Source organism: Halopseudomonas sp. MFKK-1, assembly GCF_027474385.1.
GTDB classification, from domain to species: Bacteria; Pseudomonadota; Gammaproteobacteria; order Pseudomonadales; family Pseudomonadaceae; genus Halopseudomonas; species Halopseudomonas aestusnigri.
The window spans coordinates 1,504,517-1,524,465 of record NZ_CP114836.1 but is presented as its reverse complement, the minus strand read 5'-3'; the positions used below and the strand labels follow the sequence as shown (position 1 = coordinate 1,524,465).

Here is a 19,949-nt window from a genome sequence, read left to right as displayed (position 1 = left end):
ATGAGCAAACCTCTGCTGCAAGTCACTGACCTGCAGTTCGCCTGGCCGGGCCAGCCAACCTTGCTGGATATCCCGGCGTTCAGCCTGCAAGCCGGCGAGCGGCTGTTTCTCAAGGGCCCGTCCGGCAGCGGCAAGACCACGCTGCTCGGACTGCTCGGCGGAGTGCACCAGCCGCAGAGGGGCGAGATCAACCTGCTGGGCCAGTCACTGGGTCAACTCTCCGCCCTGCGCAGAGACCGCTTTCGCGCGGACCACACCGGTTACCTGTTCCAGCAATTCAACCTGCTGCCGTATCTCTCGGTACTCGACAACGTCACCCTGCCCTGTCGCTTCTCCAGCCTGCGCCGTGAACGCGCGCTGCGTCAGCAACCCGATTTGAATACCGCTGCCGGGCACCTGTTACGCGAGCTCGGCTTGAGTGACATCACGCTGCAGCAACGCAGTGCCAATGCCCTGTCGATCGGCCAGCAGCAGCGCGTGGCCGCCGCCCGCGCCCTGATCGGCAGCCCCGAGCTGGTGATCGCCGACGAGCCGACCTCGGCGCTGGACGCCGACAGCCGCGACGCCTTTCTCAAGCTGCTGTTCGACGAATGCGCGCAGATGGGCAGCAGCCTGCTGTTTGTCAGTCATGACACCAGCCTCGCCACGCGCTTTGATCGCGCCCTGTCACTGGCCGAGTTGAACCGCGCCAGCCAGCCGGAGACGTTCTGATGTATCTGCTGCGCCTTGCCATCCAGAGTCTGGCCAACCGCCGGTTTTCTGCACTGCTCACCGTCATTGCCATCGCCCTGAGCGTCACCCTGCTGCTGGCCGTTGAGCGGGTTCGCACCGAGGCTCGCAGCAGTTTTGCCAGCACCGTCAGCGGCACAGACCTGATCGTTGGAGCCCGCTCGGGCTCGGTGCAGTTGCTGCTGTACTCGGTATTTCGCATCGGCAACGCCACCAACAATATCCGCTGGGACAGCTTTCAGCAGATCAGCCAGCAGCCGCAGGTCAAATGGGCGATCCCACTGTCGCTCGGTGACTCGCACCGCGGCTTTCGCGTGCTGGGCACCAGCCAGGCTTACTTCGACCACTACCAGTTTGGTCGCGACCGCAGCCTGAGTTTCAGTCAGGGGCAGCCATTTGCCGATCTCTACGACGCCGTGCTCGGCGCGGATGTGGCACGCGAACTGGGATACCAGCTGGATACCGAGATGGTGCTGGCCCACGGCGCCGGTGCGGTCAGCTTCGTCAACCATGCCGACAAGCCCTTCAAGGTCGTCGGCATCCTGGCCAAAACCGGTACACCGGTCGACCGCACCATCCACGTCAGTCTGCAGGGTATCGAGGCGCTGCACGTCGACTGGCAGCAGGGCATGCCGGCCCGCGGAGCCGGTCAGATCAGTGCCGAGCAGGCGCGTGAACTGGACCTGACACCACACGCCATCACCGCCTTCATGCTCGGGCTCAACCGCCGCATCGACACCTTTGCGCTGCAACGCCAGATCAACGAGTTCAGCGGCGAACCGCTGCTGGCTATTCTGCCGGGCGTTGCCCTGCAGGAGCTCTGGAGCCTGCTCAGCGTGGCCGAAAAGGCGCTGCTGCTGGTCTCGGTGTTCGTCGTGCTGACCGGGCTGGTCGGTATGCTCACCGCCATCCTCAGCGGCCTGAACGAGCGCCGACGCGAGATGGCCGTGCTGCGCTCGGTCGGTGCCAGACCGCTGCACATTTTCAGCCTACTGTTACTGGAAGCGGTGAGCCTTACCCTTGCCGGCATCGCCCTCGGGCTGGGACTGCTGTACGCTGGCATCGCCGTTACCGCCCCCTGGCTGGAACAACAATACGGCCTGTTTATGCCCCTGAGCTGGCCGACCCGCAGCGAACTGACGTTACTGGCCTGCATCGTCGCTGCCAGCGTGCTGATGGGCTGCATTCCGGCCTGGCGCGCCTACCGTCAGGCACTGCTCGATGGCCTGTCCATTCGTCTTTGATTTCTGCAGGAAGCCTGATGCGCCTGACACACTTGTTTGCCCTGACCCTCAGTCTGCTGATCCTGCCGGCCGAAGCCGCCCGAGAGCTCAGCTGGGATGACCTGGTACCCGCCGGTACCGGCCACCTGTACGGCATGCCGCCGGCACAGCACAACGGTTTGCAGTCGGAAGATCAGGCTCCAGCCAATCCGCTGACTCAAAGCATGGCGAACGCACCGACCGTCGCCGAGCTGGACGGCCAGGAGGTCAAGCTGCCGGGCTATGTTGTGCCATTGAATGTAGACCCCAGCCAGCGCGTTACCGAGTTTCTGCTGGTACCTTACTTCGGTGCCTGCATCCACGTACCGCCTCCGCCGTCGAACCAGATCGTGCTGGTCCACAGCGAAATCGGTATTGCGCTGGACGCCACCTGGGTACCGTACTGGATTACCGGCAAGCTGCGGGTTGAGCAGAGCGAAAGCGAACTGGCCAGCGCCGGTTACCGGCTGGAGGCCAGTGCGATCGAAGAGTTTGTCTACTGATCCATACCCAGCGCCTGCTGCGCCGCTGCCCTCAGGCTGGCAAGCTGACGACGCTGGGCGGCACTGGCGGGCTGAATCCCCTGAACCATAGCAAGCACGTCCTGCCACTGCGCCTGCTGGTAGTGCAACCAGGCCACCTGCAGCCGATCCGCTGTTTGCCCGGAGGCGCCAGCTACCTGTTGCCAGACCTTCAGCGCCTGCGGGTAATCCCGCGCTGCCTGCCACAACTGCGCCAACTGGCGCTGTCGCTCCAGCGTCGTTTGCAGCAGGCGCTCACGGAGTAGCTGTTCGAGTAATCGCGCTGCCTGCCATGGCGCGCCCGCACGGGCGTGCAGGGCAATCAGGCTCTCCATGTCAGACGCCTGCAGACCGACGCCGGCCAGCTGCGCGAGCCGCATGGTCGCCGCCGCCTTGCCCTGTTCACCGGCCAGACTCTGCAGACTCGCCAGTTGGCGCCAGCTGGCGGCGTTTCCGGGGGCACGCTGCAGGAGCACCTGTTGCCAGCGCGCCGCCGCTGCGTAGCGCTTGAGTTCGTAATTCATGCCAACCAGCAACTGATACCAGCTGTCGTCCGCCGCCGGGCGCTCGCGTACCACCTGCTCTGCCAGCGGCAGTGCCTTGTCGAACTGCCCAAGCTGGCGATACGCCTGCACCTGCAACTGACGGATAGCATCACTCGGTGGCAACAGCGCCAGCTCAACCGCCGCCTGCTGATAGCGCTCCTGCTGCAGCAACAGCCGCGCCAGATTGGCACGATCCTGCGCCTGCGCTTCGGCACCCAGCGCATCCTGCTTGAGAGTCTCGCTCAGCCAATGAATCGCGTGCTCGGGGTCGTTAGCGTCAATCGCCAGGTAAGCCAGCCGCTGCTGCAGCAACGCCCGCTCAAGACTTCCCTCCGCGCTCGCCGGCAGAGCGGCCTGCAACTGCAGCCGGGCGCCGGTCGTATCGCCGCGCTGTTCAGCGGCCCGAGCGTCGTCCAGCGCCTTGTAGACGGCAGGATCAATCTGCGCAGCCGACAGTGGCGTTGCCAGCAGCAACCAGCCAAACAGCCAGCCACGCATCAGTGCTTGCCCTCAAGGACAAAGTTGAACACCTTGGTAGCCTCCCGTGCGACCGGTACGCCGTTCTCCTGCCGGGGTACAAAGCGACTGCGACTGATTGCTCGCCGAGCCGCACGATCAAACACACCGGGCGGCTCCGAGGCGATCACCTCGATATCCTCCACCCGGCCTTCGGCATTGACCGTGAACCGCAAGGTCACAGAACCCTCGATTCCGGCCGCCGCCGCCCGCATCGGGTAGTCCGGAGGCACTTCACTGAGGGGCACCAGTTCCTCGGCACTGCCCGCCACAGCGCCATGGGCAGGCGCCGCCGCTGCTGGTGCACTGACCGCAGCCGAGGGCCCGACGGCAGCCGCCTCCAGCGGAGGTAACACCGGGGCAGCGCTGAGGCGCAGGTCCGCCTGCAACTGTGGAATTTCAATTTTCAGTTCAGGGGCTGGCAATGGCAGCGCCTCAACGGCAGGCGGCTGCAATGGTGGACGCTGGGGTGGCGTTGGGCGCTCCGGCACCGCTTGCTGCGGGTGATGCTCATTGCGGCTGTCGGCAACGCTGCGGGTGACGCCGATGCGCACCAGTTCGCGCTCCGGCATCTGCGCCCGTTCAGGTGGCGTCACCAGCGCCAGCATCAGGCCAAACAGCGCCAGGGCGACCAGCAGCGCCAGCAAAAAGCTGCCGATCAGCCGCATCACTGTCCTGCCGTAGCGGCGAGCGCCACGTCACTGACGCCTGCCAGCCTGATCTGATCCATCACCCGCACCACGAGGCCGGTACGGGCATCGCGATCAGCCTGAACGACCACCGTGCTGTCCGGCTGATCGACGCGCATGCGCTCAACCCCGGCACGCACCGCACGAATATCGACCGGCTTGCCGTCCATCCAGATCTCGCCATCGGCGCTCACCGCGACCAGGATGCTGGCGCGCGGTTTGCTCACCGCGCTGTCTGCACTCGGGCGCAACACGTCAATGCCCGCTTCGCGCACAAAGGAGCTGGTGACAATAAAAAAAATCAGCATGATAAAAACAATATCGAGCATCGGCGTCAGGTCGATACCCGCTTCGTCTTCGCTACCGGCGTGATGTCTGCGCATGCGCATCAGCTGCTCTCCTAATCCTGCTGCAGGCGGTCGGACAGACGCTGCAGCGCACGCCGCGACTGCTGGTCCAGCCGTGCCAGACAAAACAGACCGCTGATCGCGATCACCATTCCGGCCATGGTCGGCACCGTCGCACGCGACACACCGGCGGCCATCGCCCGGGGGTTGCCATTGCCACTGAGCGCCATCACGTCAAATACCTGAATCATGCCGCTGACCGTGCCCAGCAGCCCGAGCAGCGGACACAACGCGATCAGCACCCGCACCAGCGGCAGAAACCGGGTCAGTTGTGCCTGCGCCTGCGCCAGCCAGGCGGTGCGAATATGCTGCGCCGCCGCGCTGCGCCGCTCACCGCGCGCCAGCCAGCGTTGCTGCAACGCCCGCGCCTGCTGCGGAAACACCCGCGCCAGATACCACAGCCGCTCCAGCATCAGCGTCCACAGCATTAGGGTGGCGACCAAAATGGTCCACAGCACCCAGCCACCGCTGTCGAGGAACGCCAGCAGGCGCCAGAGCAGATCAGTCACGCGACTCTCCACCACCCAGATGCAGCGCGATCAGACCGGCACTCTGCTGCTCCAGCAGCTGCACCAGCGCTTTGCTGCGCGCCACCACCAGGGTATGCAGAAACAGCAGCGGAATGGCCGCCAGCAAGCCCAGAACGGTGGTTACCAGCGCCTGGGAAATGCCGTCTGCCATGAGTTTCGGGTCGCCACTGCCGTACTGGGTAATAGCCTGGAAGGTGGCGATCATACCGGTCACGGTACCCAGCAGACCCAGCAACGGTGCCACCGCAGCGAGCAGTTTGATCAGACCCTGCCAGCGTTCCAGCGCCGGCGTCTCGCGCAGAATGGCCTCATCCAGCTTGAGCTCAAGGGTGTCCAGCTCCTCCAGTCGCGGCTTGCTGCCGATCACGCTCAACACCCGCCCCAGCGGATTGTCACTGCGCAGCGCGTCCAGGTCATCAATCTGCCGATCCACGCCGCGCTGCACCCGCTGCAGCCAGATCAGCCGCGCCAGCGCCAGCAGCACGCCCAGCACCCCCAGCGCCACAATCACATACCCCACGATGCCACCCTGCGACACGCGCGTCAGCAGGTCCGGCGTGCGTTGCAGCTGGGCGATGACCTGGCCTCGGGCAGGATCGATCAGAATATCGCCAGGCACCTCACGGGGCGCGAGAAAGTCGGCAACCAGCCCGCTGCCACCCGGCTGACGGGCGGCCAGCTGCAGGCTGTTGGACTCGGGCTGATACAGCAGATAACCCGGTTCGGAGAGGGCAACAAACGGGCCGACCAGCACCACCGGAGTCGCCGCGCTGCGGCCCTGGCGATCAACCACCGATGCGCTGATCCGGGCGACCTCGCCACTGGCGGTCATATCCTGCTGCAACCGATACCAGAACTGCTCGAGCGCCTCGACACTGGGGATTCTGCTGCTTTGCGCCAGCGCCTCCAGCTCGTCGCGCCGTTCGGGAAAACGGCTGTTGAGCTGCGAGCCCTGCCACTGCCCGAGGGTATCCCCGGCGCTCTGGCGAACAACCCCGAACAGCTCGCCGAGATTGCCGCTGCGCTGGGTCAGCTCTTCTCTCAGTGCAGCCAGCTGCTCACCCTGGGCCTTGAACTGCGCATCCAGCTGATCGGCCCGGGCCTGGGCCTGAGCCAGCCGCGCACGCGCCTGCGCCAGCCGCTGTTGCTGCTGATCACGCTCGCGCAGAAACTGCTGCTCCCGCGCCTGCATCGCTGCCTGCTCGGCGCTGCGGGTATCACGGATGCTTTGCAGCAGGGCGTCCTTGTCCAGTGTTTGTGCCTGCACCAGCGGCGCGAGTAAACAGACAAACAGGAAAGCAAGCCACTTCATGGCGCCACCTCCACACTGACCTGCGGCATCGGCAGACGCAACATCTGCGGCGTCTGCTCGTTGCGGGCAATCGCCATCCCCTGGTCCAGCGCACGCCGATAGCTGGACGGCAGCGCCTGCCATTGCCCATGGGCGGCGTCCCAGTAGCCCTGCTGCCGACCATCCAGGCTCTGGAAGAACAGCATCAGCCGACCAACCCGCAAAAACGCGACAACCCGCTGCTGATCCCCATCATTGAGCGGGCCACGCCAGGCCTCCAGCGTGCGGCCGTATTCACTCTCGATCTGATAGGCCTCCAGCACCCGACGGTACAACTCCGCGATGCTGACATCGGGGTCAACCAGCAGGGCCTGCAAACGGGCGACCCGCTCCTCCCGTTCGTCCAGCAGGAAGGGCAGATCCAGAGCAATAAAGGCATCCAGCGATTCGATCATGCGCCGGATCAGCGGCAGCATTTCCCGCTGGGTGTCGGCGACGCTGTCGATCTGCTGTTGCAGGCTGGCGATCTCGTCTGCCTGGCTCGCGACCAACTGTTGCATTCGCTCGCTGTAATCGATCAGGGCATCGGCCTGGGTCACGGCGTGGCGATAAGCCTCCAGCGCGGCGCGGGTTGCCTGATCCAGCTCATTGATACGCTGCTGCGCCGCGACCGCATCATCAACAAGCGCCTGACTCTGCTGCTGCGCCTGCTCAAGAGACTGCTGAGCCTGCAGCGTCAACGGCAATGTCAGCAGCACCACCGTCAGCCATAATGGTTTCATCCAGCGTTCCTCGAACTCACCGGCCACCTGAAGACGGCCAAAGACAGCCATTGTCAGTTTTGTTGGCAGTGCGGGCAACCGTGACCTCAGTCACAGCCTGCGGCAGCCTGCCGCACTCAACTCTGCCAGCAACTTGCTCCAGATCAATAGTCGTTACTGCGCTTGCTCGTACAGTTGCACCTGTCCAACACACTAGGAGACAGAACATGTCAGCTTTCGCATCCCGCCTCGGCCTTGCAGCCCTTTTCGCCCCTGCACTGCTGGCCGTTTCGGTAACCGCTCAGGCCTACCAGGCAGGCGACGCCATCGTTCGCGTTGGCGCGGTTGCCGTTGACCCGCAGGAAGACAGCAGCAACGTGACTCTCAATGGCGCTGATATCGGCACCGATGTCGGCGTCGACAGTAACGTCCAGCTGGGTATCACCGGCACATACATGCTGACCGAGCATGTGGGCATCGGCATCCTGGGCGCTACGCCGTTCGAACACAGCATCAACCTGAACGGCGTGGGCAAACTGGCTGACATCAAGCACCTGCCACCGACCGTCACCTTGCAGTACTTCCCGATGCACAGTGCTTCCAAGCTGCAGCCTTACGTCGGTGCCGGTCTGAACTACACCACCTTCTTCAGTGAAGAGTTTACCAGCGCCAACAAGGCCGCCGGTTTCAGCAACCTGGACCTGGATGACTCTATCGGTCTTGCCCTGGAAGCCGGCGTTGACTATCAGATTGGCGAACGCCTGATTCTGAACGGCGCCATCTGGTACGCCGACATCGATACCGAAGCCTCTTTCGAGCTGAACGGCAATAAAGGCAAGGTTGACGTCGAAATCGATCCGATGGTCTACATGGTGAGCCTGGGCTACAAGTTCTAAGCCCTCCTCCCGCACTCACGGCTGCACTTTCCCCTGGGATCCTTGTGATCTCAGGGGATTTTTTTATCCAGCAATTCGGGCAGGCCGATGCGCCAGGTGCGCGGCTTGATACCAAAGACATGCAGCAGGCGACGACCGCTGAGCACCGCGTTGCGCGGTTCGACTGCCGCGGCGGGCTGGGTCTCGAAGGCAACCGGCTCAATGCCCGGCTCGCGCTCGATTCGCCCGCAGGAAACCAGTTCCTGAGCCAATGTCCGGGCGAAGCTGATCCAGCTGGCCATTTCTCCACTTGCATAGTGATAACACCCGTACAGCTGGGCGTTGCAGTCCAATTGCTTGAGCGCACTCAACACTACCCGCGCCATATCCGCCACGGGAGTCGGGTTCCCCCGCCACTCCTCGGCCAGTACGACGGTCTCACCGCTGCACAACTGACTGATAAGGCGCTGCAGCAGGCCGCCTTCGGACGAATCCAGAACCCAGCTGAAACGCAGCAGCAGATGACGGGAGCAGCACTGCTCCAGCAAGCTGTCCAGCGCAGCCTGCTGTGCCCCGTGCAGACCAATTGGCTGCAACGGATCCTTCTCGGTGTAGGGCTGCCCCTTGCTGCCGTCAAACACACGCGTATTGGAGAGCATGCACAACAGCAGATCACGCTGCCGGCATTCCGCAATCAGTTGCCGGGCGAATGCCGTATGCTGATCCAGCGCTTCGGCAGTGGGTGCCAGCACCTGAAACTGCTGGTGGTAGAACGCCAGATCAACAACCGCATCCGGCTGCAAAGCATCCAGCCACCCGGCGATAGCAGACGGTTGCCAATCGGCGGGCTCCTCGTCCAGCGTAAGAAACTCAATGTCTTCCGCTGCCGCCTGCACCGTCAGTGCGCGCCCGAGGAGTGACGACTTGCCCAGCAGCAACACCCGCATCCGCATGCTTTGTTGACCCTTGATCCTGATAACCCGAGACAGCCTGTATTGTGCAGTCTCAGGCCAACGACGTCACCTGTGGAAACTCAGGTATAGGTAATCAGGTCACGGTGCTGAAGGTTATCCAGGTGCGGAACGCTGTTGAAACTGCTCAAGCGCATGTTGTGCTGATTGAATACGCACTGAATGATCGCGGTGTTGCGGGTCTGCAGATTCAGCTCGACCATGGTCCGGCTGGGCGCCTCGAGCAGTTGTCGCACCAGCATGGCAATAGCGCCGCCAGAGCTCACAGCCAGCACCTTGCTGCCCTTGTAGTTGGCCATGATGTGCTCACGCACCGAAAGGATACGATCCTCGAAGCTCGCCCAGGTTTCCGGCAGTTCCCCCTGCAATTCGCCTTCGGACCAGAGCACGATGCCCTGCTTCAGGCGTTTGAAAAAATCGGCTACGGTCGGCTTTTCCGGCAAGGCCTGCTCGGGGTGCTGAGCGAGAAAGGCGTGCAGAATCGAGTGAAAGTCGAACTCGTTCAACTCCGGAAAGACCTGAAAGCCGCTGGCCTCAATCCCCATGCCGGCGCAGATGCCCTCGGCCGTTTCGCGGTGGCGCACCATGTCACCCGTCAGGATGTGATCAAACTGCAGCTGCTGGGTCGCGAAGTATTCGCCCAGCATCCGCGCCTGCTGATGCCCCTTTGGTGACAGCTGATCGTAGTTGTCGCTGCCGAACGACGCCTGACCGTGACGAACGAAATACACCTCTGACATGTTGCTCTCTCTGTGCTGGAGTGATTGGGCAACCCGCTGCCCGGCATCATCTGCGACACAGGAGCTTTCACGAGCCATAAAAAAACCCGGCAGACCGGGGATACAGGATCCTAGGTCATGCCGGGTTGCGGCGACAGCTACATTCTAGAACGGAATGTCATCATCAAAGCTGTCGTAATCCGGTGCCGACTGCTGCGGCGCGGCCTGCTGCGGCTGCGCGGCGGCCTGCGGCTGGGCCGCGGGACGCTGCGGGCGGGACTGGCCCATGCCCTGTTCGCCACCGCCCTGACGGCTGTCGAGCAGCTGCATCTGACCGCCCATGTCGACCACAACCTCGGTGGTGTAGCGCTTGACGCCGTCCTTCTCCCACTCGCGGGTCTGCAGACGACCTTCGACGTAGAGCTTGGAGCCCTTGCGCGCGTACTCGCCAACCACCTCGGCGATACGGCCAAAGAACACCACACGGTGCCACTCGGTACGTTCCTGCATCTGGCCAGTCTGCTTGTCCTTCCAGCTGTCAGTGGTTGCCAGGGTGACGTTGGCGACTGCGTTGCCATTGGGCAGGTAGCGCACTTCCGGATCACCACCGACATTACCGATCAAAATTACCTTGTTGACGCCTCTGGCCATTCTACTCTCCTGATATGCCTGGGTGATCAAACGGGTGCTGCGACCCGGTCCAACGCTTCACGATCCAGCAGTTTGCTATCGACTTTCAAGTAGGCAGCCGATTCGTCGGCAACAATCACGACGTCGGTCACACCTGCGACAGCAAGCAGGCTGGCGGCCAGGCCTGCGTCTCTGATGCGATCAGAGGACACGGCCAACCGATAACTGGTTACGTAAGGCGGTTCGCGCATGGTAACACCAATAGCCAGCCACGACAGCGCCAGCAGCGCGCATCCGACGAATACCCCGCCCAGACCAAAATGGGCGAACAGCCAGCCGCCAAACATGCCACCCAGTGCCGCCCCGGCAAACTGACTGGTGGAATACACGCCCATAGCAGTGCCCTTGCCGCCTGCCGGGGCAATCTTGCTGAGCAACGACGGCAAGGTCGCCTCCAGCAGGTTGAAACCGACAAAGAACAGGATGATGCAGGCGACCAGCCAGGGCAGCGAAGCCTGGGTCAGCCAGAACAGCGGCTGGACCAACACCAGCAAGGCCACCGCACCCAGCAGCACTCTCTTCATCTGACGCTGCCTTTCGGCGTAAATAATAAACGGCACCATACCGAAGAACGACAGCAGCAAGGCCGCCAGATAGACCCACCAGTGCTCTTCCTTTGGCAAGCCGGCCTGCTGCTGAAGCGCCAGCGGAATCGCCAGAAAGGTCGCCATCAGAATGGCGTGAAGGCAGGCGATGCCGTAATTCAGCCGCAACAGTTCAGAATTGGCGAGCGCCGGTCGCAGGGCACCGCGCACAATCCCGGCATCGCGGTGGTGAAGCACCTGCTGCGGCGTCGGCACGACCAGCAGCACCAGGCCAATACCAACGATCGCCAACATCGAGGTCGACAGAAAGACGCCGCCCAGCCCGGCGATGCCGGCAACGACCGGCCCGGCCACCATCGCGACGGCAAAGGCCAGGCCGATACTCATGCCGATCATCGCCATGGCCTTGGTACGGTGCTGTTCACGGGTCGAGTCGGCAACCAGCGCCATGACGGCGGCTGCGATGGCACCCGCCCCTTGCAGAATCCGCCCGGCTATAACCTGTTGAATGCTGTCCGCCCCTGCCGCCAGCAGGCCCCCAGCCGCAAACAGCACGAGACCGAAGATAATGACCGGTTTGCGCCCGATCCGATCGGACAGCATGCCGAAGGGAATTTGCAGCACAGCCTGGGTCAGCCCGTAGGCACCGATAGCCATGCCAATCAGCAGCGGCGTGGCCCCCTGAAGTTGCTGGCCATAGGTCGCCAGCACCGGCAACACCATAAACAGACCCAGCATGCGAAAGGCAAAAACCAGCGCCAGCGAGATCGAGGCGCGGCGTTCCTGCGGACTCATCGAGTCAACCTGATGCATGACAGCTCCGGGTAAAAGCGCGGATTTTATCATGCCTTTCCGGTGACCGGGACGGCCATGCAAGTGGACGCATGAAGACGGCCGAACTTTGCCGCCACACCGGCGCAGGCCGTATACTTCTCCGCTTTGTCGGCTGCGAGGTGAGAGTACTGTGGATACGATCCAGATACGGGGTGCACGCACACACAACCTGAAGAACGTCGACCTTGATCTGCCACGCGACAAGCTGATCGTGATTACCGGCCTGTCAGGCTCGGGCAAGTCGTCGCTGGCCTTTGATACGCTCTACGCCGAGGGCCAGCGCCGTTACGTCGAGTCTCTATCGGCCTATGCCCGGCAGTTCCTGTCGATGATGGAGAAGCCGGACGTCGACCACATCGAAGGCCTATCGCCAGCCATCTCGATCGAGCAGAAGTCCACCTCGCACAACCCGCGCTCCACCGTCGGCACCATCACCGAGATCTACGACTACCTGCGCCTGCTGTTTGCCCGCGTCGGCACCCCGATGTGCCCGGACCACAACCTGCCGCTGGCCGCCCAGACCATCAGCCAGATGGTCGATCAGGTGCTGGCCATGCCGGAAGGCAGCAAATTGATGCTGCTGGCACCAGTCATGCGTGAACGCAAGGGCGAACACCTGGCCCTGATTGAAGAGCTGCGTGCGCAGGGCTTCGTCCGCGCCCGCATCGATGGCCGCATCCACGAACTGGATGAGGCGCCGGCGCTGGACAAGAAGCGCAAGCACACCATTGAGGTCGTGGTTGACCGCTTCAAGGTCCGCGCAGACCTGCAGCAGCGTCTGGCCGAGTCATTCGAGACGGCAATCAGCCTGGCCGACGGCATTGCCATCATCGCCCCGATGGAGGGCGAGGACGGCGAGGAAGTTACCTTCAGCGCACGCTTTGCCTGCCCGGAATGCGGCCACTCGATCAGCGAACTCGAACCGCGCCTGTTCTCCTTCAACAACCCGGCCGGCGCCTGCCCTGGCTGTGACGGTCTGGGCGTGAAACAGTTCTTCGACGCCCGTCGCCTGGTCAATGGCGAGCTGACGCTGGCCGAGGGCGCCATCCGCGGCTGGGACCGCCGCAACGTCTATTACTTCCAGATGCTCAGCTCACTGGCGGAGCACTACGGCATCGATCTCGACCAGCCGTTTGAAAAGCTGCAGGAGCCACACCGCAAGCTGATCCTCAGCGGCACCGGCAAGGACAACGTACCGTTCCGCTACCTCAACGATCGTGGCGACGTGGTGCGCCGCGAGCATCCGTTCGAGGGCATCCTGCCGAACCTGGAACGCCGCTACCGGGAGACCGAGTCCCAGAGCGTGCGCGAGGAACTGGCCAAGTACCTGAGCACCCAGCCTTGCCCCGATTGCCACGGCACCCGTCTGCGCCGCGAGGCCCGCCACGTGATGATCGACGGCCGCAACCTGCCGGGCGTCACCACCCTGCCGGTTGGCAGCGCCGCAGAATACTTCGAGCAACTGACGCTGGAGGGCAGCCGCGGCGAAATTGCCGAAAAGATTCTCAAGGAAATCCGTGCCCGTCTGATGTTTCTGGTCAACGTCGGCCTCGACTATCTGACCCTCGACCGCAGCGCCGACACCCTGTCCGGCGGCGAGGCCCAGCGTATCCGTCTGGCCAGCCAGATTGGCGCCGGCCTGGTCGGCGTGATGTACATCCTCGACGAGCCCTCGATCGGGCTGCACCAGCGCGACAACGAGCGCCTGCTCGCCACCCTGGTGCACCTGCGCGATCTGGGCAACACGGTGATTGTGGTCGAGCACGATGAAGACGCCATTCGGCTGGCCGACTACGTCGTCGACATCGGCCCCGGCGCCGGTGTACACGGAGGTCAGGTCGTATCAAAAGGCACGCCGCAGCAAGTGATGGACGACCCCGCCTCGCTGACCGGCAAATACCTGTCCGGCAAGGTCAAGATTGCCGTGCCGGCTGAACGCACCCCGCTGCGCAAGGACTGGCTGCGCCTCAAGGGCGCGTGCGGCAATAACCTGCAGAAGGTCAACCTGGAGATCCCGGTCGGCCTGCTGACCTGCGTGACCGGGGTATCCGGCTCGGGCAAATCGACACTGATCAACAATACCCTGTTCCCGATTACCGCGACCGCACTGAACGGCGCGACCACGCTGGAGACTGCACCCTACGACAGCTTCGACGGCCTGCAGCACCTGGACAAGGTAGTGGATATCGACCAGAGCCCGATCGGCCGCACGCCACGCTCCAACCCGGCAACCTATACCGGACTGTTTACGCCGATTCGCGACCTGTTTGCCGGCACCCAGGAAGCCCGCTCGCGCGGCTACAAGGCAGGGCGGTTCTCCTTCAACGTCAAGGGCGGACGCTGTGAGGCCTGCCAGGGCGACGGCCTGATCAAGGTCGAAATGCACTTTCTGCCGGACATCTACGTTCCCTGCGACGTGTGCAAGAGCAAGCGCTATAACCGCGAAACCCTGGAGATCAAGTACAAGGGCAAAAGCATCCACGAGGTACTGGAAATGACCATCGAGGAAGCCCGCGAGTTCTTCGATGCCGTACCGGCGATTGCCCGCAAGCTGCAAACGCTGATTGATGTAGGCCTGTCCTATATCCGCCTTGGCCAGTCCGCTACCACGCTGTCAGGTGGTGAAGCGCAACGGGTCAAACTGGCCCGCGAACTGTCCAAGCGCGACACCGGCAAGACGCTCTACATCCTCGACGAGCCGACCACGGGCCTGCACTTCGCCGATATCCAGCAATTGCTCGACGTGCTGCACCGACTGCGTGACCACGGCAATACCGTGGTGGTTATCGAGCACAACCTGGATGTGATCAAGACCGCCGACTGGATCGTCGACCTTGGTCCGGAAGGCGGCTCACGCGGAGGCCAGATCATTGCCACCGGCACCCCGGAACAGGTGGCAGCAGAACCGGCATCCCATACCGGCCGCTTCCTCGGCCCGCTACTGGAACGGGATCGCGCCTGAGCCTACAGCTGAAAGTGCGCGACCAGCTGCAGCTGACTGCCCGCCAGCCGCTGCAGCCGCTCGCCGCAATCGCGGGTATGCACTGCGGTGTCCCGACTTTCAGCGGTCATATCCTGCAACCGGTGCATATGCTGGTTTACGTCCGCGGTCGTTGCGGCCTGCTGCTCCGCGGCGGTGGCAATCTGAAACGCCAGACTCTGAACCGCATGCAGCGCACCGTCCAGATCTCCGAGACGGCCCAGCACCAGCTGGGTTTCCTGCTCGAGCGACTGTGCCTGCGATGACGCGGCCTGCATGCGATCAAGCGCTTGCAACGAGGACTGATCCAGGGCGCCGACTATAGTGACCACCTCCTCAGTAGCCGTCCGGGTACGCAGCGCGAGCTGACGCACTTCATCGGCAACCACCGCAAATCCCCTCCCCTGCTCCCCGGCGCGGGCAGCCTCAATTGCTGCGTTGAGTGCGAGCAGGTTGGTCTGCTCCGCAATACCGTTGATCACCTGCAGCACAACGCCAATCTGCCGACTATCATCGGCAAGGGTTTGTACCACCGTGTCCGCGCTACGCAGACCGCCGAGTAGCTGATCCTGACGACTGATCATCTCTTCCAGCGTGTTCTGCATCGCCCCAAACGCCTTGCGCGCTCCGGCAGTCCGCTCGGCACTAGCGGATGCAGAGCTCGCGATTTCCTGTACGGTTGCCGCCATCTCGTCCACAGCAGAGACGACCATTTCTACGGCGTCTTGCTGCTGCTCCAGTCTGGCACTGGTACGCCCCGCCGCATCAAGAATGTCATCACTGGCACCACCAACCGCCTCGCTGGAAGCGCGCAACTGCTGAACCACACCGCGCCAGGCCGCCGCCATCTCCTGTAACGCCTGCAGCAGCCCTCCGGAGTGCGCCTGCCTACCCGCAGAGCGAAGTTCACCTCTCGCCAGGCTCTCTGCGAAGCTGACCATGTTCAGCGGCTCATCGCCGAGCGGGCGCATCACACTACGACTGACCAGCAACGTCGCCAGCAATACTGCAACGACGGTAAAAACCCCAAGCAACAATACCTGCCACATCAGCGCACGCACCGGCGCGAAAGCCTGCTCGGAATCCACTTCGGCGATCAGCGCCCAGCGCTGACCGTCGAACTCGACAGGCGCAAAGGCTTTTAACGCCGTAGCCCCATCAAGGCCGGATTCGCTCAGGCGTCCGCTCTGCCCGGCCATGGCCTGTTCGATCGCAAGGCCACCAAGCGCCTGCCCCTCCCCGGCGCGCCGGTCCGGAAAGCGCACCGAATCGGAACGCAAACGTCGATCATTGCCCACCAGATAGGTCTCACCCTTGTCACCCAGACCCTGGCGTTCGTGCATCAGTTCATTGAGCGGACCTATCGGCAACTCAAGTACCAACAGCGCCTGTAACAGCCCATCAGCTCCAATTGGCGCGACCAGGTACTGTACCGAGTCTGCACTCAAGGGGTCGGAAACCAGGTCGCCAATGTGAATTCGTGGATCTGACAACCCCTGCGCGACGGCGCCACCCAGCGGTGTATCTGCCCACTCGGAATCAGTCAGTAAAGCCTGATAGGCAGGACCGCGGTTAACACTGAAGAACACCAGCCCATCGGGGCTGACCATCTTCAGATCCCGATACCCGTAGGCTTCGATGAAATGTTCAAAGGTAGGCTTGTCATAGCTGCTGGCGCTGACCAGCGCGACTGCATCCAGACCAAGGTAGCTGTTGCTCAGCGTACGACTCAGGGTATCGAGCTGATTTCGCCGCTGCGCCCATCCATCCTGCAGCTGACGCTGCTTGATGCTGGCAACCGCCTGAAGCGTGTTGAGGGTTTGGTCTCGCAGCGCGTTACTCGCCTGCGAATACACGGTAGCGGCCATTACGGCCACCGGTACCAGACCAACGAGCAGGTAGGTTATTGCCAACTTGAAACGCAAGGACATGGGGCACCGCTCCGCATAGATGAATTCCACGGAACGGCAAGCAAGAATCGTGCAACTTAATTTACACAGCGTAAAACATAGCCGACCATCAGCCTGAGAAAGCGCCTATGGTTGACCCCGCCCTGTGCAGAGCACCAGCGCTGTGCATTCGAGGCCGCTCATAGCGCAGCAGGCTGATCTGCAGGCACAAAAAAACCGGCCTGAGCCGGTTTTTTTGTAGCGCTGATACTTACTCTTCAGCTGCAACCGCTTCTGGGCGGTCAACCAGCTCAACGTAAGCCATCGGGGCAGCATCACCAGCGCGGAAACCGCACTTGAGGATACGAACGTAGCCACCCGGACGGGTTGCATAGCGCTTGCCCAGGTCGTTGAACAGCTTGCCGACTGCAGACTTGCTGCGAGTACGGTCAAACGCCAGACGACGGTTGGCAACGGTGTCTTCCTTGGCCAGGGTGATTAGCGGCTCGGCAACGCGACGCAGCTCCTTGGCTTTCGGCAGAGTAGTTTTGATCAGTTCATTCTCGAACAGCGACACAGCCATGTTCTGGAACATAGCCTTGCGGTGTGCGCTGGTCCGACTCAGGTGACGACCACTTTTACGATGACGCATCTCTCAATTCCTCGGTGTCGAGACGATCAGGCCGAAACCTTATCGTCCTTCTTCAAGCTTGCAGGCGGCCAGTTGTCCAGACGCATACCCAGAGACAGACCACGAGAGGCCAGAACGTCTTTGATCTCGGTCAGAGACTTCTTGCCCAGGTTCGGGGTCTTCAGCAGCTCTACTTCGGTACGCTGGATCAGATCGCCAATGTAATAGATATTTTCGGCCTTCAGGCAGTTGGCCGAACGGACAGTCAGCTCAAGATCGTCCACCGGGCGCAGCAGGATCGGGTCAATCTCGTCTTCCTGCTGCTCCACCACCGGCTCCTGGTCACCCTTCAGGTCAACGAAGGCAGCCAGTTGCTGCTGGAGGATGGTTGCAGCGCGACGAATCGCCTCTTCCGGGTCCAGAGTGCCGTTGGTCTCGAGATCGATGACCAGCTTGTCCAGGTTGGTACGCTGCTCGACACGCGCACTCTCCACCACATACGCAACGCGGCGTACGGGAGTGTAGGTGGCGTCCAGCTGCAGACGACCGATAGAGCGGGTCTCGTCCTCATCGGACTGACGCGCATCGGCCGGTTCGTAACCACGACCACGAGCTACAGTGAGCTTCATGTTCAGTTCGCCGTTGTCGGACAGCGTGGCAATCACGTGATCCGGGTTGACGATCTCGACTTCGTGGTCCAGCTGAATGTCGGCGGCAGTAACAACGCCCGGGCCTTTCTTGGAAAGGTTCAGGGTTACCTGGTCGCGACCGTGCATGGTGATCGCCAACCCTTTCAGGTTGAGCAGGATCTCGATGACGTCTTCCTGAACGCCTTCGATGGCGCTGTACTCGTGCAACACGCCGTCGATTTCGGCCTCTACCACGGCGCAGCCGGGCATGGACGAGAGCAGAATGCGACGAAGCGCATTGCCCAGGGTGTGACCGAAACCACGCTCCAGCGGCTCAAGAGTAATCTTGGCACGCGTGGGCGAAGTTTCCTGAACGTCAATGTGACGCGGTGTTAGAAACTCGGTAACCGAACTCTGCATGTGGGGCACCTTTATGCTGTCTGTCGCTTACTTGGAGTACAGCTCGACGATCAGGTTTTCGTTGATGTCGGCGTACAGGTCGCTGCGTGCAGGCAGGGCTTTGAAAACGCCTTCTTTCTTGCCAGCGTCTACTTCAACCCACTCCGCACCACCGCGCTGAGCAGCCTGCTCCAGAGCGCTGTTGATGCGCAGCTGGTTCTTGGCCTTTTCACGGACAGCAACTACGTCACCCGGGGAAACCAGGTAAGACGCGATATTGACGGTCTTGCCATTGACACTGATGGACTTGTGGGATACCAGCTGACGTGCTTCAGCGCGAGTGGCACCGAAACCCATGCGGTAAACGACGTTGTCCAGACGACGCTCGAGCAGTTGCAGCAGGTTCTCACCGGTAGCGCCCTTCAGACGGGCTGCTTCCTTGTAATAGTTGCGGAACTGACGCTCCAGAACGCCATACATACGACGGACTTTCTGCTTCTCGCGCAGCTGAGTACCGTATTCCGAAAGACGACCGCGGCGCTGACCGTGAACACCCGGAGGGGTTTCCAGTTTGCACTTGGAGTCGAGAGCGCGCACGCCGCTTTTCAGGAACAGGTCAGTACCTTCGCGACGAGACAGCTTGCACTTGGGACCAATATAACGAGCCATTTTACCGTCTCCTGATTAAACGCGACGCTTCTTGGGCGGGCGGCAGCCGTTGTGGGGAATAGGGGTGACATCGGTGATGCTGCTGATCTTGTAACCACAAGAATTCAGTGCACGAACTGCCGACTCACGACCCGGGCCGGGGCCTTTAACGCAAACGTCGAGGTTCTTCAGGCCATACTCAAGAGCAGCCTGACCGGCGCGCTCGGCAGCTACCTGGGCAGCAAACGGAGTGCTCTTACGGGAACCACGGAAGCCGGAGCCACCGGAAGTTGCCCAGCTCAGGGCGTTACCCTGACGGTCAGTGATGGTGATGATGGTGTTATTGAAAGACGCGTGGATGTGGGCGACCCCATCAACGACCGTCTTTTTTACTTTTTTACGTACACGAGCAGCTGGCTTAGCCATATCTGTAGATTCCCTCGCAATTACTTACGGATCGGCTTGCGCGGACCCTTACGGGTACGGGCATTGGTCTTGGTGCGCTGACCGCGGACCGGCAGGCCACGACGGTGACGCAGGCCACGATAGCAGCCGAGATCCATGAGGCGCTTGACGTTCATGTTGATCGCGCGGCGCAGATCGCCTTCGGTGTTGCTCTTGGCGACTTCATTGCGCAGGGTATCAATCTGCTCTTCGCTCAGATCCTTGATTTTGACACTGGGCTCAATGCCAGTGGCGGCACAGATCTGTTGTGCCTTGGTCTGACCAATACCAAAGATATAGGTCAGAGAGATAACAGTGTGCTTGTTATCCGGGATGTTGACGCCTGCAATACGGGCCATCCAATTTACTCCGTCTGACAGCTACCTGACTCAACCCAAAGAGGTTGCTCGAAAAAGGGTGCAGTAGGGTAGCGCTAACAAAAAT

General features: G+C 62.0%; 21 protein-coding genes. 5 read left to right on the top strand and 16 right to left on the bottom strand.

Translation table 11 applies throughout. The features are described 5' to 3' along the window. Genes O5O48_RS07095 through O5O48_RS07085 form a run of 3 tightly spaced genes read left to right on the top strand, consistent with a single transcriptional unit; the run spans position 1 to position 2,494 of the window. On the top strand, positions 1-711 hold the full coding sequence (locus O5O48_RS07095) for an ABC transporter ATP-binding protein (RefSeq protein WP_269688502.1): 711 nt from the start codon (positions 1-3) through the stop codon (positions 709-711). Then, positions 711-1,973: an ABC transporter permease gene (locus tag O5O48_RS07090; protein ID WP_269688501.1), complete on the top strand. Its 1,263-nt coding sequence runs from the start codon at positions 711-713 to the stop codon at positions 1,971-1,973. Before O5O48_RS07095 ends, O5O48_RS07090 begins: the two co-directional genes overlap by 1 nt. A gap of 17 nt (positions 1,974-1,990) precedes the next feature. After that, on the top strand, positions 1,991-2,494 hold the full coding sequence (locus O5O48_RS07085; protein ID WP_269688500.1) for a DUF3299 domain-containing protein: 504 nt from the start codon (positions 1,991-1,993) through the stop codon (positions 2,492-2,494). Here the strand turns inward: O5O48_RS07085 and O5O48_RS07080 are convergent. Genes O5O48_RS07080 through O5O48_RS07055 form a run of 6 tightly spaced genes read right to left on the bottom strand, consistent with a single transcriptional unit; the run spans position 2,488 to position 7,272 of the window. Beyond that, complete coding sequence (locus O5O48_RS07080) at positions 2,488-3,555, bottom strand: hypothetical protein (RefSeq protein ID WP_228246410.1); 1,068 nt, start codon at positions 3,553-3,555, stop codon at positions 2,488-2,490. The two genes, O5O48_RS07085 and O5O48_RS07080, sit on opposite strands and share 7 nt — an antisense overlap. Beyond that, on the bottom strand, positions 3,555-4,241 hold the full coding sequence (locus tag O5O48_RS07075) for an energy transducer TonB (RefSeq protein ID WP_269688499.1): 687 nt from the start codon (positions 4,239-4,241) through the stop codon (positions 3,555-3,557). The genes O5O48_RS07080 and O5O48_RS07075 overlap by 1 nt, the downstream gene beginning before the upstream one ends. Further along, positions 4,241-4,651: an ExbD/TolR family protein gene (locus O5O48_RS07070; RefSeq protein ID WP_088277401.1), complete on the bottom strand. Its 411-nt coding sequence runs from the start codon at positions 4,649-4,651 to the stop codon at positions 4,241-4,243. The genes O5O48_RS07075 and O5O48_RS07070 overlap by 1 nt, the downstream gene beginning before the upstream one ends. An 11-nt stretch (positions 4,652-4,662) precedes the next feature. Next, on the bottom strand, positions 4,663-5,178 hold the full coding sequence (locus O5O48_RS07065) for a MotA/TolQ/ExbB proton channel family protein (protein WP_269688498.1): 516 nt from the start codon (positions 5,176-5,178) through the stop codon (positions 4,663-4,665). After that, entirely contained in the window at positions 5,171-6,511 is a 1,341-nt protein-coding gene (locus tag O5O48_RS07060; RefSeq protein ID WP_269688497.1) for a MotA/TolQ/ExbB proton channel family protein, read from the bottom strand. The genes O5O48_RS07065 and O5O48_RS07060 overlap by 8 nt, the downstream gene beginning before the upstream one ends. Beyond that, complete coding sequence (locus tag O5O48_RS07055) at positions 6,508-7,272, bottom strand: DUF3450 domain-containing protein (RefSeq protein ID WP_269688496.1); 765 nt, start codon at positions 7,270-7,272, stop codon at positions 6,508-6,510. Before O5O48_RS07055 ends, O5O48_RS07060 begins: the two co-directional genes overlap by 4 nt. 206 nt (positions 7,273-7,478) lie before the next feature. On the opposite strand from O5O48_RS07055, the gene O5O48_RS07050 reads away from it, so the two are divergent. Then, positions 7,479-8,147: an OmpW/AlkL family protein gene (locus O5O48_RS07050; RefSeq protein WP_088277395.1), complete on the top strand. Its 669-nt coding sequence runs from the start codon at positions 7,479-7,481 to the stop codon at positions 8,145-8,147. A 50-nt stretch (positions 8,148-8,197) separates the two neighbouring features. On the opposite strand, the gene O5O48_RS07045 is transcribed toward O5O48_RS07050, so the two are convergent. The 4 genes from O5O48_RS07045 to O5O48_RS07030 form a co-directional block, all read right to left on the bottom strand. Further along, positions 8,198-9,079 carry a sugar nucleotide-binding protein gene (locus O5O48_RS07045; protein ID WP_228246405.1) on the bottom strand — a complete coding sequence of 294 codons (882 nt, stop codon included), beginning with the start codon at positions 9,077-9,079 and terminating at the stop codon, positions 8,198-8,200. An 80-nt stretch (positions 9,080-9,159) separates the two neighbouring features. After that, a complete protein-coding gene (locus O5O48_RS07040) occupies positions 9,160-9,837 on the bottom strand; it encodes a histidine phosphatase family protein (protein WP_228246404.1) in 678 nt (225 codons plus the stop codon). 144 nt (positions 9,838-9,981) lie between these two features. After that, a complete protein-coding gene (gene ssb / locus O5O48_RS07035) occupies positions 9,982-10,467 on the bottom strand; it encodes a single-stranded DNA-binding protein (protein WP_269688495.1) in 486 nt (161 codons plus the stop codon). Positions 10,468-10,493: 26 nt separating this feature from the next. After that, a complete protein-coding gene (locus tag O5O48_RS07030) occupies positions 10,494-11,864 on the bottom strand; it encodes an MFS transporter (protein ID WP_269688494.1) in 1,371 nt (456 codons plus the stop codon). 151 nt (positions 11,865-12,015) lie between these two features. Between O5O48_RS07030 and uvrA the strand changes: the two genes are divergently transcribed. Then, complete coding sequence (gene uvrA / locus O5O48_RS07025) at positions 12,016-14,847, top strand: excinuclease ABC subunit UvrA (protein WP_228246401.1); 2,832 nt, start codon at positions 12,016-12,018, stop codon at positions 14,845-14,847. Positions 14,848-14,849: 2 nt separating this feature from the next. Here uvrA and O5O48_RS07020 read toward each other — a convergent pair whose 3' ends face one another. The 6 genes from O5O48_RS07020 to rpsM form a co-directional block, all read right to left on the bottom strand. Further along, on the bottom strand, positions 14,850-16,796 hold the full coding sequence (locus O5O48_RS07020; RefSeq protein WP_269688493.1) for a methyl-accepting chemotaxis protein: 1,947 nt from the start codon (positions 16,794-16,796) through the stop codon (positions 14,850-14,852). Positions 16,797-17,025: 229 nt separating this feature from the next. Continuing rightward, on the bottom strand, positions 17,026-17,406 hold the full coding sequence (gene rplQ / locus O5O48_RS07015; protein ID WP_088277381.1) for a 50S ribosomal protein L17: 381 nt from the start codon (positions 17,404-17,406) through the stop codon (positions 17,026-17,028). 26 nt (positions 17,407-17,432) lie between these two features. After that, positions 17,433-18,434, bottom strand: coding sequence for a DNA-directed RNA polymerase subunit alpha (locus tag O5O48_RS07010; RefSeq protein WP_269688492.1), 1,002 nt, complete (start codon positions 18,432-18,434; stop codon positions 17,433-17,435). 27 nt (positions 18,435-18,461) lie between these two features. Further along, positions 18,462-19,082 (bottom strand): 30S ribosomal protein S4, encoded by a 621-nt coding sequence (gene rpsD / locus O5O48_RS07005; protein ID WP_088277377.1) that lies wholly within the window; start codon positions 19,080-19,082, stop codon positions 18,462-18,464. 15 nt (positions 19,083-19,097) lie between these two features. Further along, a complete protein-coding gene (gene rpsK / locus O5O48_RS07000; protein ID WP_083728622.1) occupies positions 19,098-19,487 on the bottom strand; it encodes a 30S ribosomal protein S11 in 390 nt (129 codons plus the stop codon). A gap of 20 nt (positions 19,488-19,507) precedes the next feature. Next, entirely contained in the window at positions 19,508-19,864 is a 357-nt protein-coding gene (gene rpsM / locus O5O48_RS06995) for a 30S ribosomal protein S13 (RefSeq protein ID WP_088277375.1), read from the bottom strand. Positions 19,865-19,949: the final 85 nt, after the last annotated feature.

Excerpts from the sequence above, each read along its gene's own strand:
- O5O48_RS07095 (WP_269688502.1), top strand. The coding sequence starts at position 1 with ATGAGCAAACCTCTGCTGCAAGTCACTGACCTGCAGTTCGCCTGGCCG.
- O5O48_RS07090 (WP_269688501.1), top strand. The coding sequence starts at position 711 with ATGTATCTGCTGCGCCTTGCCATCCAGAGTCTGGCCAACCGCCGGTTT.
- O5O48_RS07085 (WP_269688500.1), top strand. The coding sequence starts at position 1,991 with ATGCGCCTGACACACTTGTTTGCCCTGACCCTCAGTCTGCTGATCCTG.
- O5O48_RS07080 (WP_228246410.1), bottom strand. The coding sequence starts at position 3,555 with ATGCGTGGCTGGCTGTTTGGCTGGTTGCTGCTGGCAACGCCACTGTCG.
- O5O48_RS07075 (WP_269688499.1), bottom strand. The coding sequence starts at position 4,241 with ATGCGGCTGATCGGCAGCTTTTTGCTGGCGCTGCTGGTCGCCCTGGCG.
- O5O48_RS07070 (WP_088277401.1), bottom strand. The coding sequence starts at position 4,651 with ATGCGCATGCGCAGACATCACGCCGGTAGCGAAGACGAAGCGGGTATC.
- O5O48_RS07060 (WP_269688497.1), bottom strand. The coding sequence starts at position 6,511 with ATGAAGTGGCTTGCTTTCCTGTTTGTCTGTTTACTCGCGCCGCTGGTG.
- O5O48_RS07055 (WP_269688496.1), bottom strand. The coding sequence starts at position 7,272 with ATGAAACCATTATGGCTGACGGTGGTGCTGCTGACATTGCCGTTGACG.
- O5O48_RS07050 (WP_088277395.1), top strand. The coding sequence starts at position 7,479 with ATGTCAGCTTTCGCATCCCGCCTCGGCCTTGCAGCCCTTTTCGCCCCT.
- O5O48_RS07045 (WP_228246405.1), bottom strand. The coding sequence starts at position 9,079 with ATGCGGATGCGGGTGTTGCTGCTGGGCAAGTCGTCACTCCTCGGGCGC.
- O5O48_RS07040 (WP_228246404.1), bottom strand. The coding sequence starts at position 9,837 with ATGTCAGAGGTGTATTTCGTTCGTCACGGTCAGGCGTCGTTCGGCAGC.
- ssb (WP_269688495.1), bottom strand. The coding sequence starts at position 10,467 with ATGGCCAGAGGCGTCAACAAGGTAATTTTGATCGGTAATGTCGGTGGT.
- O5O48_RS07030 (WP_269688494.1), bottom strand. The coding sequence starts at position 11,864 with ATGCATCAGGTTGACTCGATGAGTCCGCAGGAACGCCGCGCCTCGATC.
- O5O48_RS07020 (WP_269688493.1), bottom strand. The coding sequence starts at position 16,796 with ATGTCCTTGCGTTTCAAGTTGGCAATAACCTACCTGCTCGTTGGTCTG.
- rplQ (WP_088277381.1), bottom strand. The coding sequence starts at position 17,406 with ATGCGTCATCGTAAAAGTGGTCGTCACCTGAGTCGGACCAGCGCACAC.
- O5O48_RS07010 (WP_269688492.1), bottom strand. The coding sequence starts at position 18,434 with ATGCAGAGTTCGGTTACCGAGTTTCTAACACCGCGTCACATTGACGTT.
- rpsD (WP_088277377.1), bottom strand. The coding sequence starts at position 19,082 with ATGGCTCGTTATATTGGTCCCAAGTGCAAGCTGTCTCGTCGCGAAGGT.
- rpsK (WP_083728622.1), bottom strand. The coding sequence starts at position 19,487 with ATGGCTAAGCCAGCTGCTCGTGTACGTAAAAAAGTAAAAAAGACGGTC.
- rpsM (WP_088277375.1), bottom strand. The coding sequence starts at position 19,864 with ATGGCCCGTATTGCAGGCGTCAACATCCCGGATAACAAGCACACTGTT.